The following is a 14,572-nucleotide window of genomic DNA, read 5'->3' as shown; positions in this document are numbered from 1 at the left end:
TGCTGGCCCTTCTGTCACGTTTACGCATCGGCCACGGAAGAAGCCGGGGAAAATCCAGGGAAAAACGTACGGGCTTGATTGCCAGGAGCCACGCGGACGCAATTAACTGGGCTTCACTTTTCAATGCCCTTCGATGTACAAATGAATAATCATTGCCCCGGAACATCTCCGGGACATCCGGAACCCCGCATCCCCGCAGAACACCGCGGCGATGCCCGGCCGAAAGGACCGATATTCGTGGCACAGCGCGTAGTGGTCACACTCTCCGACGACATCGACGGCGGGGCAGCCGCGGAGACGGTTTCCTTCGGCCTCGACGGCAAGTCGTACGAGATCGACCTGAACACTGCCAATGCGAAGAAACTGCGGAACATCCTCGCGCCTTACCTGGAGGCCGGCCGCAAGCAGTCGCGCTCCGGCAAGGTCTACCGCCACACCTCCGTCGCGCCCGATCCGTCGGCGGTACGGGCCTGGGCCCGCTCCCACGGCATGGACGTGCCCCCGCGCGGCCGGATCCCCAAGCGGGTCTACGAGGCCTTCAACGCGGCGGACTGAGCGCCCGTCCGAGCGGAGTTGGCAAACGCCCCTGGTGATCAGCTAGAGTCTGGATCACGCCGAGGGGCACGGACGGGAAACCGGCCGGGACTTCGGGGTCATGCGGGTGTAGCTCAGTAGTAGAGCGCCCTCTTTCCAAGAGGGAGGCGCAGTGTGCGATTCCTGTCACCCGCTCTGATCGCTTCTCGGTCCACAGTTGTGGACCGGGGTCGGTGATCCATGCGGGTGTAGCTCAGTAGTAGAGCGCCCCCTTTCCAAGGGGGAGGCGCAGTGTGCGATTCCTGTCACCCGCTCTGATCGTTTGCCGGTCCACAGTTGTGGACCGGGCCAGGCGATCCATGCGGGTGTAGCTCAGTAGTAGAGCGCCCCCTTTCCAAGGGGGAGGCGCAGTGTGCGATTCCTGTCACCCGCTCTCATCACGTACCGACCACGCGAGTGGATCAGGTAGAGTGATGTCTCGCGCCGCTCGGTGCTCCTCTCTTGAGAAGCTCTCGGTCGGAAGCGTGCGGACGTAGCTCAGTTGGTAGAGCACCACCTTGCCAAGGTGGATGTCGCGAGTTCGAGTCTCGTCGTCCGCTCAGAGAATGAAGGCCCTGGTCATCTTGATGACCGGGGCCTTTGTCGTTGGTCGGGGGCTGCGTTGTGTGGCCGGGGTCTTCGTTGTGTGGTCGCGGCCTGGGTCACGTGGCTGAGGCTTGCGTTGTGTGGTCGGGGCCTTCGTCGTTGGTGGAGGTCTGCGTCGTGTGGCCGGGGCCTGCGTCGTGTGGCCGGGGCCTTCGTCGTGTGGCCGGGGCCTGCGTTGTGTGGCCGGGGCCTGCGTTGTGTGGCCGGGGCCTGCGTTGTGTGGCCGGGGCCTTCGTCGTGTGGCCGGGGCCTTCGTCGTGTGGCCGGGGCCGTTGATGACATTCGTCATCCGAGGTCATGACAGCTCGCACTGCCGCGGGGCCGGGCCGGGCGGAAGCCTTGAAGCATGGATATCGGGGACAGCGACAGCGTGATCGACGTCTCGGGGCTGCGGCGGCGCTACGGCCCGGACGGCGACAAAGGGTATGAAGCGGTGCGGGGGGTGTCCTTCACCGTGCGGCGCGGCGAGTTGTTCGCGCTGCTGGGGACGAATGGCGCGGGCAAGACCTCCACGGTCGAGCTGTTGGAGGGGCTGGCACGGCCCAGCGGGGGCCGGGTGCGGATCCTCGGCCACGATCCTTACGAGGAGCGGAGCGCGGTGCGGCCGCGGATCGGGGTGATGCTCCAGGAGGGCGGCTTCCCCTCGGACCTCACCGTCGCGGAGACCGTCCGGATGTGGGCGGGCTGCACGACAGGGGCGCGCCCCGTCGAGGAGGCGCTCGGCCTGGTCGGGCTCGCCGACCGCCGCGATGTACGGATCAAGCAGCTCTCCGGCGGCGAACGGCGGCGGCTGGACCTGGCGCTCGCGCTGCTGGGCCGGCCCGAGGTGCTCTTCCTCGACGAGCCGACGACGGGGCTGGACCCCGAGGCGCGGCACAGCACCTGGGAGTTGGTGCGCCGGTTGCGTGCGGACGGCACGACGGTGCTGCTGACCACGCACTATCTGGAAGAGGCCGAGGCGCTCGCGGACCGGCTGGCGATCATGCGGCGGGGCGAGATCGTGGCCGCCGGGGCGCCGGGCGAGGTCATCGGCGCCTATCCGGCCCGGATCCGCTTCGCGATGCCGGTGGGCTGGTTCGTGGGAGATCTGCCGCCGCTGGCCGAGCTGGGCGTGGAGCGGCATCAGGAGATGGACGGCCGAATAGAGCTCCAGACGCAGGAGTTGCAGCGGACCCTGACCGGGCTGCTGCTCTGGGCCCGGGACAAGGACATAGAGCTGGAGGGGCTGGACGCGCGCAGCGCCTCGCTGGAGGAGGCGTTCCTGGCGATAGCGGGCGACGGGGAGCCGGTGGGCGCGGCGGCCGGCTCCGGTGCGGGTGTGGGACTTGGTGCGGGTTTCGGTGCGGGGAGGGGTCGGTAATGGCGATGTGGATATCCGCCGCGGGGCCGCGGATGCTGGCGCTGGGGCGGGCGGAGCTGATCCTGCTCAAGCGCAACAAGATGGCGTTGTATGTGGCGTTGTTGATGCCGCTTTCCATGGTGTGGGCGATGCGCCGCACGATCGGCCAGTTCGACCTCGACAAGACCGGAATGTCGGTCAACGACGTTTCCATGACCGGGGCCTTCGGCTTCATCCTCCTGTTCGTCGTCTATCAGAACCTGGTCAGCGCCTATGTGGCCCGGCGCGAGGAGCTGGTCCTCAAGCGCTTGCGTACGGGCGAGGCGGCCGACGCGGAGATATTGGCCGGCACGGCACTGCCGGCCTTGGCCATAGCGGTGGCGCAGGTGGTCCTGCTGCTGGTGGCGGGCACGGTCTGGCTGGATCTGCGGGCGGTGTCCCGGCCCGATCTGCTGGTGGTCGGGCTGCTGCTGGGCCTGGTGCTGTCCGTGGCGCTGGCCGCGGTGACCACGGTGTGGGCCAAGACGGTGGAGAGCGCCCAGTTGGTGACCACTCCCCTGCTGCTGGTGTCGTTGCTGGGGTCGGGGCTGCTCATCCCGCTGAAGGTCATGCCGGACCTGGCGGCGGACGTGTGCGAACTGCTGCCCCTGACGTCGGTGGTCGAGCTGATGCGCGGCGGTTGGATGGGCGGGCTGAGCGCGTACGACGCCCTGGGGCATGTGGCCACGGCGTTGGCCTGGACAGTGCTGGCCGTGTTTGCTGTACGTCGGTGGTTCCGCTGGGAGCCGCGGCGGTGAGCCGACCGGACGGTGGGTGACGGATCGACAGGGGGCTTCGGGGCCATGGGGATGTGGGTGCGGGTGCGGGGCTGGCGGGGGCGCAGCAGGGTCGCCAAGGTCGACAGCTATACGCGGTGGATGCTGTATCTGCTGCCGTGCGCGTTTCCCCTGATCAAGGCGATCAACCTGGTGGTCGAGCCCGGGAGATCCCATGCGGTGGCGCTGACGGTGATCGGCGCCGTGCAGGCTCTGCTGGGCATAGGTGTGCTCCGGCGCTCCATGGATCACTACCTCTGGCGGAAGCCTGCTCCCTGGTGGGGTGTGGCCGGGCAGGCGGTGCTGCTCGCGGGGGTCGTGGTGGCGTTCGTGGTGGCGGTGCGGGCGGACGGTGAGGAGCACGCCGCCGAGAACACGCTGATGCTGTTGCACGGCTGGCTGTCGGTCTTCGGACCGTTGAGCCTGACGATGCGGCTGCCGAGGTATCTGGCCCTTTGCCTCGGGACGGCGCTTCTGCTGGGGGGCGTCTTCGTGCCGCTCGGGGCCGGCTGGGCCACGGTGGCGCTGGTGTCCGTGATGGTGTTCCTGATCGGCCTGTGGAGCGCTTCCGCGGCGCGGGTCTCCGGCTGGATGCTCCGGGTCATGTGGGAGCTGGAGGAGGCACGGGACGCGCAGGCGCGGCTGGCGGTGGCGGAGGAGCGGCTGCGGTTCGGGCGGGACCTGCACGACGTCCTGGGGCGCAACCTGGCGGTGATCGCGCTCAAGAGCGAGCTGGCGGTACAGCTGGCCCGGCGGGGTTCGCCCACGGCCGTGGATCAGATGACCGAGATCCAGCGCATAGCCCGGGATTCGCAGCGCGAGGTCCGTGAGGTGGTGCGCGGATACCGCGAGGCGGATCTGCGCACCGAGTTGGTGGGTGCCCGGGGTGTGCTCTCCGCGGCGGGCATCGAATGCCGGATCGACGACACGGCGGGGGGTGGGCTGCCGGTTCCGGTGCAGTCGGCGCTGGCCTGGGTGGTCCGCGAGGCCACGACGAATGTGCTGCGGCACGCGGATGCCGGGCGGTGCGCGGTGCGGATGCGGGTCGTGGAGGGGACGGCGGTGCTCGTCATGGAGAACGACGGGGTGCCGGAGGCCGTGAGCGGTGCGGACATGGCGGCGTCGGACGGTGGTTCGGGGATCGCGGGTCTGCGGGAGCGGCTCGCGGTCCTGGGCGGCACGGTGACGGCCGAGCGCCGGCCACCGGCCGTGTTCCGCCTGACGGCGAGGGTACCGGTGGCGGAGGCGGGCGGGGATGTGCCGAATGGCGACGGCGAGGCGGGGCGGGCGGGTGCGGCCCGGGCAGGTGCGGAGGGGCTCCCGCCGTCGGCGGGGGTGGGGGCTGGAGCTGCGGGCGCCGGTCCGGCGCCGGTCGCGGCAGGCGCCGGACCGGCGGTGGCGGTGGCAGTGGGGAGCGGGTCGGGCGAAGCGTGGTCGGGCGTGGGTGGAGGGGCGGAATGACGGACGAGGAGCGGTACGGGCGGGGGGAGGGCTCTGCCTCGGCCCTGGAGGGCCCGTCGGTGACGGGGCCCGTCCCTGGCGCGGCCCCTGTCCCGGATACTCCGTCCGGCTCGGCTCCGGCTTCGGTCGCCGCCCCCGCGTCGCCGATCGTGCGTGTCCTCCTCGCGGATGACGAGCATCTGATTCGCGGTGCGCTGGCCGCTCTGCTGGGGCTGGAGGATGATCTTCAGGTGGTGGCGGAGGCGGCGTCGGGGCCCGAGGCGCTGGCGATGGCGCGGACGTACCGGCCGGATGTCGCCGTGCTCGATCTTCAGATGCCGGGGGCGGACGGTGTGACAGTGGCCACAGCGCTGCGCACCGAACTGCCCGGGTGCCGGGCCATGATCGTGACGGGGCACGGGCGTCCGGGGCATCTGAAGCGGGCGCTGGAGGCGGGGGTGCGGGGGTTCGTACCGAAGACCGTGTCGGCGCGGAAGCTCGCCGAGATCATCCGGACGGTGCACGGGGGAAGTCGTTATGTCGACCCGGAGTTGGCGGCGGACGCGATCAGCGCCGGGGACTCGCCCCTGACCGCGCGGGAGGCGGAGCTGCTGGAGCTGGCCGAGGGCGGGGCCCCGATCGCGGAGATCGCCGAGCGCGCCTCGCTGACCCCGGGGACGGTCCGCAACTACCTCTCGGCGGCGGTGGCGAAGCTGGGCGCGGACAACCGTCATGCGGCGGCGCGCATCGCACGCGCTCAGGGTTGGCTATAGTGGTGTCCGCACCGCACGAGAGCGCGGCGCATGCGGACGTAGCTCAGTTGGTAGAGCACCACCTTGCCAAGGTGGATGTCGCGAGTTCGAGTCTCGTCGTCCGCTCAGCGAACGAAGGCCCCTGTCATCTTGATGACCGGGGCCTTCGGCGTTTCCGGGGCCGGTCGCGGGACCGGCCCCGGGGTGGATCAGCGGCTCGTCGGCGGGAAGGTCAGGCGGAAGCGGGCGCCGCCCGTCTCGGCCTGTTCGGCGGTGAGCTCGGCGCCGTGGGCGCGCGCGATCTGGCGGCCCATCGCGAGGCCGAGGCCGGAGCCGGGCAGGGCGCGGGCCTGGCGGGAGCGGTAGAAGCGGTCGAAGACGTACGGCAGGTCCTCGGCGGAGATGCCGGACCCGTGATCGCGGACGGTGAGATGCAGGCCACCGTCGTCCGAGTGCGCCAGCCGCACCTCGACCATGGCGCCGGTCGGGCTGAACTTGGCCGCGTTGTCGAGGAGATTGGACAGCAGGCGGGCGAGGCGGGTCGGTACGCCCGACACGGTGACAGCGCCCGCGGCGGTCAGGTCGGCGACGAAGGGGGTGTCCGGCCAGTGGCCGCGGGCCTCGGCGACGCAGCGTTCGGCCAGCAGATCGAGCCGGACCTGTTCGACGAGTTGCTGCGGTTCCTCGTCCCGGGCGAGCTCGATCAGGTCGTTGACCATGCCCGTCACCTCGCGGAGCTGGCGGCCGAGGGCGGCGGAGGCGCGTTCGCGCTGGGCGGGCGAGAGGCGTTCGGCGCGGGCGAGGAGCTCGGCGTTGGTGCGCAGCGCGGTCAGCGGGGTGCGCAGCTCGTGGGAGGCGTCGGCGACGAGGCGGCGCTGGGCGGCGACGGCCTCCTCCAGCTCGCCGAGCATGGTGTTGAAGCTGCTCGCGAGGCGGGTGATCTCGTCCTCGCGGCGGGCCTCGTAGGGGGGCAGCTCGATGCGGTGGGCGGGGTCGCGGGTGGCGGCGATGTGTTCGGCGGTGGCCGTGAGCCGGGACACGGGCCGCAGGGACGTACGGGAGGCGAAGTAGCCGAGCCCCGCGGCGAGCAGGACCCCGCCGCCGCCCACGGCGCCCAGGAGCAGCCCGGCCTGGCGTACGCCCTTGTCGACGGTGTCGGAGCGGACGGCCACCTGCAGGGCCCGGCCGTCCTTGACCGGGGTGGTGAGCATGCGCATGTCGCGGCCGTCGAGGGTGATGTTGCTGTAGTACTCCCCGAGTGTCCGGGCCGCGACCCGCCGGGTGGCGCCGGTGACGGGCAGCACCAGGTCGCCCCGGCCGGGGGCGGCCGGGTCGGCGCGTACGGTCTGGGCGCAGGCGGGCGCGGCGAGCCAGGTGCACTCGCCGTAGAGGGCGCCGGTCTCTTCGCCGCGGGGCTGCTTGGCGATGAGGGTCGCCTGCTGCTTGAGCTGGAGGTCGAGCTGGCGCCCGAGCTCGTAGCGGATGACGACGTACGCGGCCGCGAGCACCCCCAGCGCGACGACCGCGACGGCGGCGGAGGTGACGAGCGCCAGCCGGGCGCGCAGCGGCCGGCTGCCGAGGAGGCGCCGGCGCAAGGCCCTCACTGCTCCGCCAGGCGGTAGCCGATGCCGTGCACCGTGTGGACGAGGCGGGGCGCGCCGCCCGCCTCCAGCTTGCGGCGCAGATAACCGACGTAGACGGCGAGCGAGTTGGAGTCGGTGCCGAAGTCGGTGCCCCAGACCCGTTCCTGGATCACCTCGCGCGGCAGCACCTGCCCCGGGTGGCGCATCAGCACTTCGAGCAGGGCGAATTCGGTGCGGGTGAATTCCAGGGGCACCGTGCCGCGAACGCCGGTGCGGGTCGCGAGGTCGACGGTCAGGTCGGCGAAGGTCAGGGCGGGGTCGCCCTCGGCGGGTTCGGCGGGGGCCGCGCGGCGCAGCAGGGCCCGCAGCCGGGCGAGCAGTTCGTCCAGGGCGAAGGGCTTGACGAGGTAGTCGTCGGCGCCCGCGTCCAGGCCGGCGACCCGGTCGGAGACGGCGTCGCGCGCGGTCAGGACGAGCACGGGCGTACGGTCGCCGAGGGCGCGCAGGCGGCGGCAGACGGCGAGTCCGTCGAGTACGGGCATCGCGAGGTCGAGGACGATCGCGGCGGGCGGTTCGGCGGCGACGGCGGACAGCGCTTCCAGGCCGTCGGCGGCGGAGCGCACCGCGTACCCCTCGACGCTCAGTCCGTCGACGACGGCGGCCCGTACCTCGGGGTCGTCGTCGACGACGAGTACGACCGGCGGGACGACAGCGGACATACGGGGTGTGGCCTCTCGCGCGGGCTGCGGCGGGGATGCGCCGGGGAACTGCGCGTTCCCCCGCCTACCTTGGCAGACCGTGTCTTAGAAGGCTCTTAGACCACCCCGCCACGCTGCGGGCCATGGCTAGAGCACACGACACCCTTTCGGTGGTCGTCGGAGCGGGCGGTACCGGCGGCCATATCTATCCCGGGCTGGCGGTGGCCGACGCGGTCCGCCGGGCCGTGCCGGACGCGGTCATCAGCTTCATCGGGACCGAACGCGGTCTGGAGACCCGCCTGATCCCGCGGGCCGGCTACCGGCTGCACACGGTCGACATGATCCCCTTCGACCGTTCGCTCGGCTCGCGCCGCTTCCTCCTCCCCGCCGACCTGATGCGCTCGGGCCTTCAGGCACGGCGCGTGATCGAGGAGCAGGGCGCGCAGGTCGTCGTCGGCATGGGCGGCTATCCCAGCGCGCCCGCCGTACTCGGCGCCCGGATGGCGGGCCGGCCCTCGCTCGTCCACGAGTCCAACGCCGTACCGGGCCGCGCGAACCGTTTCGCCACCGCGCTGACCCCGCATGTGGCGCTCGCCTTCGACCGCAGCCGCGATCATCTGGCGGCGCGGGCCGGCGCCCGGGCCGAGACGGTCGGGATGCCGCTGGTGGGCGCGGTGGCGGCCCTGGACCGGGGCGCCCGGGCCGCGCTGCGGCCGTCGGCCCGGAGTGCGCTCGGAGTGCCGGACGCGGCGCGGCTGGTGCTCTTCAACGGCGGCAGCCTGGGCGCGGCGCGGCTGACGGAGGCGGCGGTGGAGCTGGCCGAGCGGTGGCGCTCGCGCCCCGACGTCCATCTCCTGATCAAGACCGGGCCCGCCGCCCTGGAGGAGGTCCGGTTCCGGCTGGCCGCCGCCGGCTGCGACCGGGTCGCCACGGCGGTCGGCTACCTCGACCGGATGGACCTCGCCTACGCGGCCGCCGACCTGGTGGTCTGCCGCGCCGGCTCGGCGACGATCGCCGAGCTCGCGAACGTGGGCGTACCGGCGGTGCTGGTTCCGTATCCGCACGCCCCGCACGACCACCAGACGCACAACGCGCGGGTCCTGTCCGACGTCGGGGCCGGGCTGCTGCTCCCCGACGGCGAGACCACCGGCGACCGGCTCACCGCGCTGATCGAGCCGCTGCTGGCGGATCCGGCGCGGCTGACCGCGATGGGCCGGGCGGCGCATCCGGGCACGCACGCCGCGGCCGCCGACCTGATGGCGGCGTGGGTGCTGCGGCTGGCGGGGCGCACGCCCGTAAACCCTTTTCCGTTCCAGACAGTTGAGAGGACTTCCGCATGAGCACCAGCGAGAACCTGACCACGACCATCAACGCCACGCGGGACTGGGCCGGCCGCACCGTCCTCGTCACCGGCGCCGAGGGGTTCATCGGGTCGACGCTCGTCGATCTGCTCGTCGAGCGCGGCGCCCGGGTGCGGGTACTCGTCCACTACAAGCCGTACGCCGAGCGCGGCCATCTCGCCCGCTATCTCGGGCCCGGCTCCCCCGTGGAGACGCTCGCGGGCGATGTCCGCGACGCCGGCCGGGTGATGGACGCCGTCGCCGGGTGCGACACCGTCTTCCACCTCGCGGCGCTGATCGGCATCCCGTACAGCTACGCGTCGCCCGAGGCGTACGTGCAGACCAATGTGGCCGGTACGGAGAACGTCGCGGCGGCCTGCCGTCGCCATGGCGTGCGGCGCATGGTGCACACCTCGACCAGTGAGGTCTACGGGACGGCGCTGACCGCCCCGATCAGTGAAGACCACCCGCTCCAGCCGCAATCGCCGTACTCCGCGTCGAAGATCGGCGCGGACATGCTGGCCCTGTCCTACGCGCACTCCTTCGAGCTGCCCGTCACGGTCGTGCGGCCCTTCAACACCTACGGTCCGCGTCAGTCCGCGCGTGCCGTGATCCCCACGATCCTCGCCCAGCTGCACTCGGGGGCCGAGGAGATCCGGCTCGGTTCGACCACGCCGACCCGGGACTTCACCTACGTCACGGACACGGCGGAGGGGTTCCTCGCGCTCGCGGCCTGCGACCGGGCCGTCGGCCACGCCGTCAACCTCGGCACGGGCCGCGAGATCTCCATCGGTGACCTGGCCGAGTCGCTGATCCGGGCGTCCGGGCGGGACGCGAAGGTCGTCGTGGACGCGTCCCGGCTGCGACCCTCCGGCAGTGAGGTGGAGCGGCTGCTGTCCGACAACTCCCGGGCCCGGGAGTGGGCCGGCTGGCAGCCGCGGGTCGAGCTGGCGGAGGGGCTGGCCCGGACCTCGGACTGGGTCCGGGACAACCTGCGGCTCTTCGCCGCGGACCGCTACCAGGTCTGAGCGCGACGCCGGGCCTTACGCCCAGCTCTTGCCCGTCAGGCGCTCGTACGCCTCGATGTACTTCGCCCGCGTCCGCTCCACGACCTCCGCCGGCAGCTCCGGCGGCGGCAGCTCGCCCTTGCGGTCCCAGCCGGAGGCCGGGGAGGTCAGCCAGTCGCGGACGAACTGCTTGTCGAAGGACGGCTGGGGGCGGCCCGGCTGCCACTGGTCGGCGGGCCAGAAGCGGGACGAGTCCGGGGTGAGCACCTCGTCGGCGAGAACCAGTTCCCCGTCGTCGAAGCCGAACTCGAACTTCGTGTCGGCGAGGATGATGCCCCGGTCGCGGGCGACGGTCCGGGCCCGGCTGTAGACGGCGAGGGTGGCCTGGCGGAGCTTGGCGGCGGCTTCGGCGCCGACCTGGCGGGCCACCTCCTCGTACGAGACGTTCTCGTCGTGCTCGCCGACCGCGGCCTTCGTGGCCGGGGTGAAGATCGGCTGGGGCAGCTCGGAGCCGTCGGCCAGGCCCTCGGGGAGGGCGAGCCCGCAGACCGTACGGGTCTGCTCGTACTCCGCGAGGCCCGACCCCGTGAGATAGCCGCGGGCCACGCACTCGACCGGGGCCATCTCCAGGGAGCGGCAGATCAGGGTGCGGCCGGCCCAGTCGGCGGGGGCGCCGGCGGGCAGCTCGTCCGAGACGACGTGGTGGGGCACCAGGTCCGCGAGGCGGTCGAACCACCACAGGGAGAGCTGGGTGAGGACCCGGCCCTTGTCGGGGATCTCGGTGGGCAGCACCCAGTCGTAGGCCGACATGCGGTCCGAGGCGACCATCACGAGACGGCCGTCCCCGTCGCGGTAGAGGTCGCGGACCTTGCCCGTGTGCAGGTGCTCAAGGCCGGGCACCTCGACCGGTTCGGGTTTCTCTACGAATCCGGACACGCGTCCTCCTGGTGGTTTGTCCAAGCACCACGATTCTGCCGTACGACCGCGCGCGTGCCCCGACGAGGGTCAGCCGTGCTTGCAGATCCGGTCCAGGAGGTTGGCCGTGGCCCGCTGGACACGGGCGTCCGTGTGGCCGGGCCGGTCCAGGGCGGGCGACCAGGCGAAGGTGCCCGCGGCGAAGACGAGGGCGCCGCTGGGGGCGCGGTAGAGCGAGGTCTCCTGGTGGCGTGTGGCGCCCTCGCTGTCCCGGTACGGGGAGTGGGCCAGCAGGATGCGGCGGGTGTGCTCGGGCAGGGCCGTTCGGGGGTAGTAGCGGTCGGCCTCGCCGGCGACCAGGCCCGGCAGCTCGTCGCCCTCGCCGGCGCCGGTGGCGTCCCACAGCCAGTGGTCGGCGTTGCGGACGACCATGGGGGCGGGCTCGGGCACCCGGCCCGCGTACTGGATCCCCAGCAGCTGCTGCTCGGCGGGCGAGACGTCGCGCCAGAGCGCGGAGCGGCCGGGGCCGCGATGTTTTCGGCAGGTGAGCAGGTGGTCCGGGCCGGCCGGGGAGGGGGCCAGCTCGACCTGCCAGTACATGGTGTTCGCGGAGAGGAACACCAGGGACGTGCCGGCGTCGCGGGCCAGCTCGGCGGAGCGGCGCATGGCGGTCGACCAGTACTCGTCGTGGCCGGGGAAGACCAGGCCGCGGTAGCGGGAGGGGTCGACGCGGCCCGCGTGGAGGTCGCGGGTGTCGGCGTAGGCGAGGTCGTAGCCGTAGCGCTCGGCCCAGCGGATGAAGTCGTAGGCGTGGCCGACGTGCAGCGGCAGGCCCGCGCCCGCGAAGGGGCGGTCGAAGGAGACCGTGGTGGCCGCGCCCTCCTCGCCCAGCAGCCGGCCGTTCTCGTCCCAGGCGTGGTAGAGGCTCGCGCCCGTGCGGCCGTCCTCGGGGTAGAGGTTGTACGCCTGCCAGGTGATGTCGGGGAGGACCAGCAGCAGGTCGGCGGGGTGGGTGTCGCGGACCAGGAAGGGGATGTGGCTGCGGTAGCCGTCGGCGGTGGTCAGCACGGCCACATAGGCGCCCAGGGACCAGTAGCTGGGGATCTGGAGCCGCCAGGAGAGCCACCAGTGGTGGCAGGAGACCGTGCGGTCGACGGTCAGCGGGGCGGGCTGGACGATCCCGGACAGCCGGGGGCTGGTGGTGATCTTCGCGGCGCCGTCGCCCGCGTAGTGGCCGATGCGGTAGATGTCGATGCCGAACTGCTGCGGCGGGTCCACGGTGATCCGGAAATCTATGGCCTCACCGGGGGCGACCGCGCTGTTGGAGGCGAAGCCCTTGATCTGCCGGTGGACGTCGTCGGCGGTGCGGGGGCCGCGGCTGCGGGGGGCGGGGACGCGCGGACCGCTCGGTTCCGGGACGTGGTCGACGTACCAGGGGATGATCTGACCGGTGTCGTCGAAATAGCTCTCGGTGCCGCGCAGCCAGGGCAGCGGGCCCTGGCCGAAGGGGTCCGAGACGGCGTGCGCGAGCGCGCCCGACTCCCAGCGGCGGCGGATCCGGTCCATCCCCATTGCGCTCCCTCCCCTACGCCCCCCGACGCGTACTCGGTTCCTTCACTGATGGTGCTGTGGGTGGTGCTGTCCGTCGTGCTGTTCGGTTCGAGCGGGTGATCCGTCCTGGTGGGTCCCGGTCGCCGACCGTCGGCGCGGCAGGACCGGCCTCCGGCCTCACACCAGGCGGACCGGCTTCTCGGGGCGGACCCCGACCTCGCCGAGCCAGGCGCGCAGCGGATCGCCGTCGCCGTCCTCGATCAGGCTGAGGACCGTACGGGCCAGGTCGGCGCGGCGGGCACCGCCGACCAGCAGGGCCGGGCCGTCGAGCCAGTCCAGGCCGGGGACGGCCCCGGCGGTGTCGACGGCGGCGCAGCACACCATGGCCGTCACATGGTCGGTGAGGAGCTCCCTGCCACTGCGCGGGGGTTGCAGTGGGAACAGCGGGGCGAGCCCGTCGACCCAGGGGTCGCCGGCCGCGCCGAACGTGCCTCGGTTGGCGGCCGACTCCTCCTGGGCGGCCTCGCGCGCCACCTCGGCGCTCAGCCGGGCCTCCAGCTTCTCCGTGACGCCGGCGCCCGCCGGGCCGCTGAGCCGCTCCAGGACGCGGGCCACGGTGGGTGCGGCGGTGAGCGGGCCGGGGGCGGCCGCCACGCCGCCCGCGGGGGCCGCAGCGCCCGCTTCCCCCGCCGCGGCGGGCACCGGCTCCGGGATGTCGCCCAGGACACGGTGCAGCCGGGCGGCCTCCAGCCGCCATTTGCGGTCCACGACCTCCTCGGGGTACTGGCTCCAGGCGACCGGCAGCCAGTCGGGGCCGGCCTCGGCCGGGCCGCCGTGGAAGAGCCGGGCGGCCAGCAGGGAGGCGGCCTCGTCGATGGCGCCGGGCTCCTCCAGCAGGTCGCAGGCGGGCCGCTCGCCCAGCCGGGAGGCGAACCCCTCGGCCAGGCGGTCGCGCCGGGAGAGCTCGGTGAGCGCGGAGACGACGCCGGCGTCCAGGCGGGAGGGCCAGCGGCCCATCCGCCACGCGGGCAGCGCGACGCGGTTCAGCAGGCGGTCCCAGCCGGCGTAGGCGAGGCCGACCTGTTCCTGGGCGACGATGCGCAGGCCGTAGTCGACGGTCTGGGCGCGCTCGGAGGCGGCCGCGGCCACGCCGCGCTCCATCTCCGCGGCGTGGTCCCGGCAGGAGTGCAGCAGCAGTCGGGCGACGCCCCCGACGAACGCCAGGGCCGGTCGCCCCGCGGCGACGGCCACGGCGGCGTCCAGGCCCCGGACGAAGCGGCGGGCGGCCGCTATGTCGGGGTTGGCGGACGGTCCCGTGCCCGCCACGACGGGCGCCAGCAGCGCCCGCAGCTCGGCGACCCGCATCCACCACAGGAACGGCGAGCCGATCACCAGCACCGGGGCGGCCCCGGTCCGCCGCAGCGGGCGCGGCAGGCCCTGTCCGGAGCCGCGCGGCGGCCCCTGGGCGGGGTGTGTGCGGTCCTCCAGCCAGCTGTCGCAGTCCGGGGTCAGGGCCATGGCGGAGGGCGCCGGGACCTCCAGCCGCTCGGCCAGGTCGCGCACCAGGCGGTAGAGGTCGGGGGCGGTCTCCTCCGGGATGGGGACGGTGGGGCTCAGGGCGGGCCTGGCCCGGACGACCACGGCGGTGACCGCGGCCGCCAGCAGCAGGGCCAGCGCCGCGGCGCCGGAGACGGCCCAGCGGGCCGTGGACCAGCCGCCGCCGTCCGGGAGGCGGCCCATGGCGACGCCGGCCAGCAGCACGACGGCGGCGGCCGCCGGCAGCAGGGCGACGGCCAGCGCGGCGCTGCGGATGCGCAGCACCGCGAGGGCTTGGGCGCGCGCGACCAGCACGCCTGCTTCCGGACCTGCCACGAGACCGATCACCCCCTGTTGCCAGTGTGTGCCTGCCGAGGAGTGCGACAGCGGGCGCGACGCCCGGTGCGTCGCCCATCC

Annotated in this window: 12 protein-coding genes and 5 tRNA genes; 12 read left to right on the top strand and 5 right to left on the bottom strand. The window is 73.0% G+C overall.

The genetic code is table 11. The features are described from left to right. Positions 1-237 precede the first annotated feature (237 nt). From ACZ303_RS03320 to ACZ303_RS03275, 10 genes are all read left to right on the top strand, one after another. Positions 238-555 carry a histone-like nucleoid-structuring protein Lsr2 gene (locus ACZ303_RS03320; RefSeq protein WP_467334513.1) on the top strand — a complete coding sequence of 106 codons (318 nt, stop codon included), beginning with the start codon at positions 238-240 and terminating at the stop codon, positions 553-555. A gap of 102 nt (positions 556-657) precedes the next feature. Further along, positions 658-729, top strand: a tRNA-Gly gene (locus ACZ303_RS03315). 47 nt (positions 730-776) lie between these two features. Beyond that, positions 777-848, top strand: a tRNA-Gly gene (locus tag ACZ303_RS03310). Between the two features lie 47 nt (positions 849-895). Then, positions 896-967: transfer RNA gene (locus ACZ303_RS03305), tRNA-Gly, on the top strand. A 93-nt stretch (positions 968-1,060) separates the two neighbouring features. Continuing rightward, positions 1,061-1,133: transfer RNA gene (locus ACZ303_RS03300), tRNA-Gly, on the top strand. Between the two features lie 392 nt (positions 1,134-1,525). Then, on the top strand, positions 1,526-2,539 hold the full coding sequence (locus ACZ303_RS03295; RefSeq protein WP_467334512.1) for an ABC transporter ATP-binding protein: 1,014 nt from the start codon (positions 1,526-1,528) through the stop codon (positions 2,537-2,539). Next, positions 2,539-3,315: an ABC transporter permease gene (locus tag ACZ303_RS03290; RefSeq protein ID WP_467334510.1), complete on the top strand. Its 777-nt coding sequence runs from the start codon at positions 2,539-2,541 to the stop codon at positions 3,313-3,315. Before ACZ303_RS03295 ends, ACZ303_RS03290 begins: the two co-directional genes overlap by 1 nt. A 45-nt stretch (positions 3,316-3,360) precedes the next feature. After that, complete coding sequence (locus tag ACZ303_RS03285; protein ID WP_467334509.1) at positions 3,361-4,794, top strand: sensor histidine kinase; 1,434 nt, start codon at positions 3,361-3,363, stop codon at positions 4,792-4,794. Between the two features lie 146 nt (positions 4,795-4,940). After that, on the top strand, positions 4,941-5,546 hold the full coding sequence (locus ACZ303_RS03280; RefSeq protein WP_467334619.1) for a response regulator: 606 nt from the start codon (positions 4,941-4,943) through the stop codon (positions 5,544-5,546). Between the two features lie 32 nt (positions 5,547-5,578). Beyond that, positions 5,579-5,651, top strand: a tRNA-Gly gene (locus ACZ303_RS03275). 83 nt (positions 5,652-5,734) lie between these two features. Here the strand turns inward: ACZ303_RS03275 and ACZ303_RS03270 are convergent. Beyond that, positions 5,735-7,129 (bottom strand): HAMP domain-containing sensor histidine kinase, encoded by a 1,395-nt coding sequence (locus ACZ303_RS03270; RefSeq protein ID WP_467334507.1) that lies wholly within the window; start codon positions 7,127-7,129, stop codon positions 5,735-5,737. Next, complete coding sequence (locus ACZ303_RS03265) at positions 7,126-7,827, bottom strand: response regulator transcription factor (protein ID WP_467334506.1); 702 nt, start codon at positions 7,825-7,827, stop codon at positions 7,126-7,128. The genes ACZ303_RS03270 and ACZ303_RS03265 overlap by 4 nt, the downstream gene beginning before the upstream one ends. Before the next feature lie 122 nt (positions 7,828-7,949). Here ACZ303_RS03265 and ACZ303_RS03260 point away from each other — a divergent pair, with 122 nt between their 5' ends. Continuing rightward, on the top strand, positions 7,950-9,146 hold the full coding sequence (locus ACZ303_RS03260; RefSeq protein WP_467334504.1) for a UDP-N-acetylglucosamine--N-acetylmuramyl-(pentapeptide) pyrophosphoryl-undecaprenol N-acetylglucosamine transferase: 1,197 nt from the start codon (positions 7,950-7,952) through the stop codon (positions 9,144-9,146). Further along, the gene (locus ACZ303_RS03255; RefSeq protein WP_467334503.1) at positions 9,143-10,174 is read left to right on the top strand and encodes an SDR family NAD(P)-dependent oxidoreductase; all 1,032 of its coding nucleotides are present in this window, start codon (positions 9,143-9,145) and stop codon (positions 10,172-10,174) included. The genes ACZ303_RS03260 and ACZ303_RS03255 overlap by 4 nt, the downstream gene beginning before the upstream one ends. 15 nt (positions 10,175-10,189) lie before the next feature. Here the strand turns inward: ACZ303_RS03255 and ACZ303_RS03250 are convergent, their stop codons facing one another. From ACZ303_RS03250 to ACZ303_RS03240, 3 genes are all read right to left on the bottom strand, one after another. Continuing rightward, positions 10,190-11,089, bottom strand: coding sequence for a phosphoribosylaminoimidazolesuccinocarboxamide synthase (locus tag ACZ303_RS03250; RefSeq protein WP_467334501.1), 900 nt, complete (start codon positions 11,087-11,089; stop codon positions 10,190-10,192). A gap of 69 nt (positions 11,090-11,158) precedes the next feature. Continuing rightward, positions 11,159-12,640 carry a N,N-dimethylformamidase beta subunit family domain-containing protein gene (locus ACZ303_RS03245; protein WP_467334500.1) on the bottom strand — a complete coding sequence of 494 codons (1,482 nt, stop codon included), beginning with the start codon at positions 12,638-12,640 and terminating at the stop codon, positions 11,159-11,161. Positions 12,641-12,796: 156 nt separating this feature from the next. After that, positions 12,797-14,503, bottom strand: a complete 1,707-nt coding sequence (locus tag ACZ303_RS03240) for a hypothetical protein (RefSeq protein WP_467334498.1) — start codon at positions 14,501-14,503, stop codon at positions 12,797-12,799. Between the last annotated feature and the right edge of the window lie 69 nt (positions 14,504-14,572).

Source organism: Streptomyces sp. NPDC023527 (genome assembly GCF_055560115.1).
The sequence above is the reverse complement of the archived record's forward strand: the minus strand, read 5'-3'. Positions and strand labels throughout refer to the sequence as shown.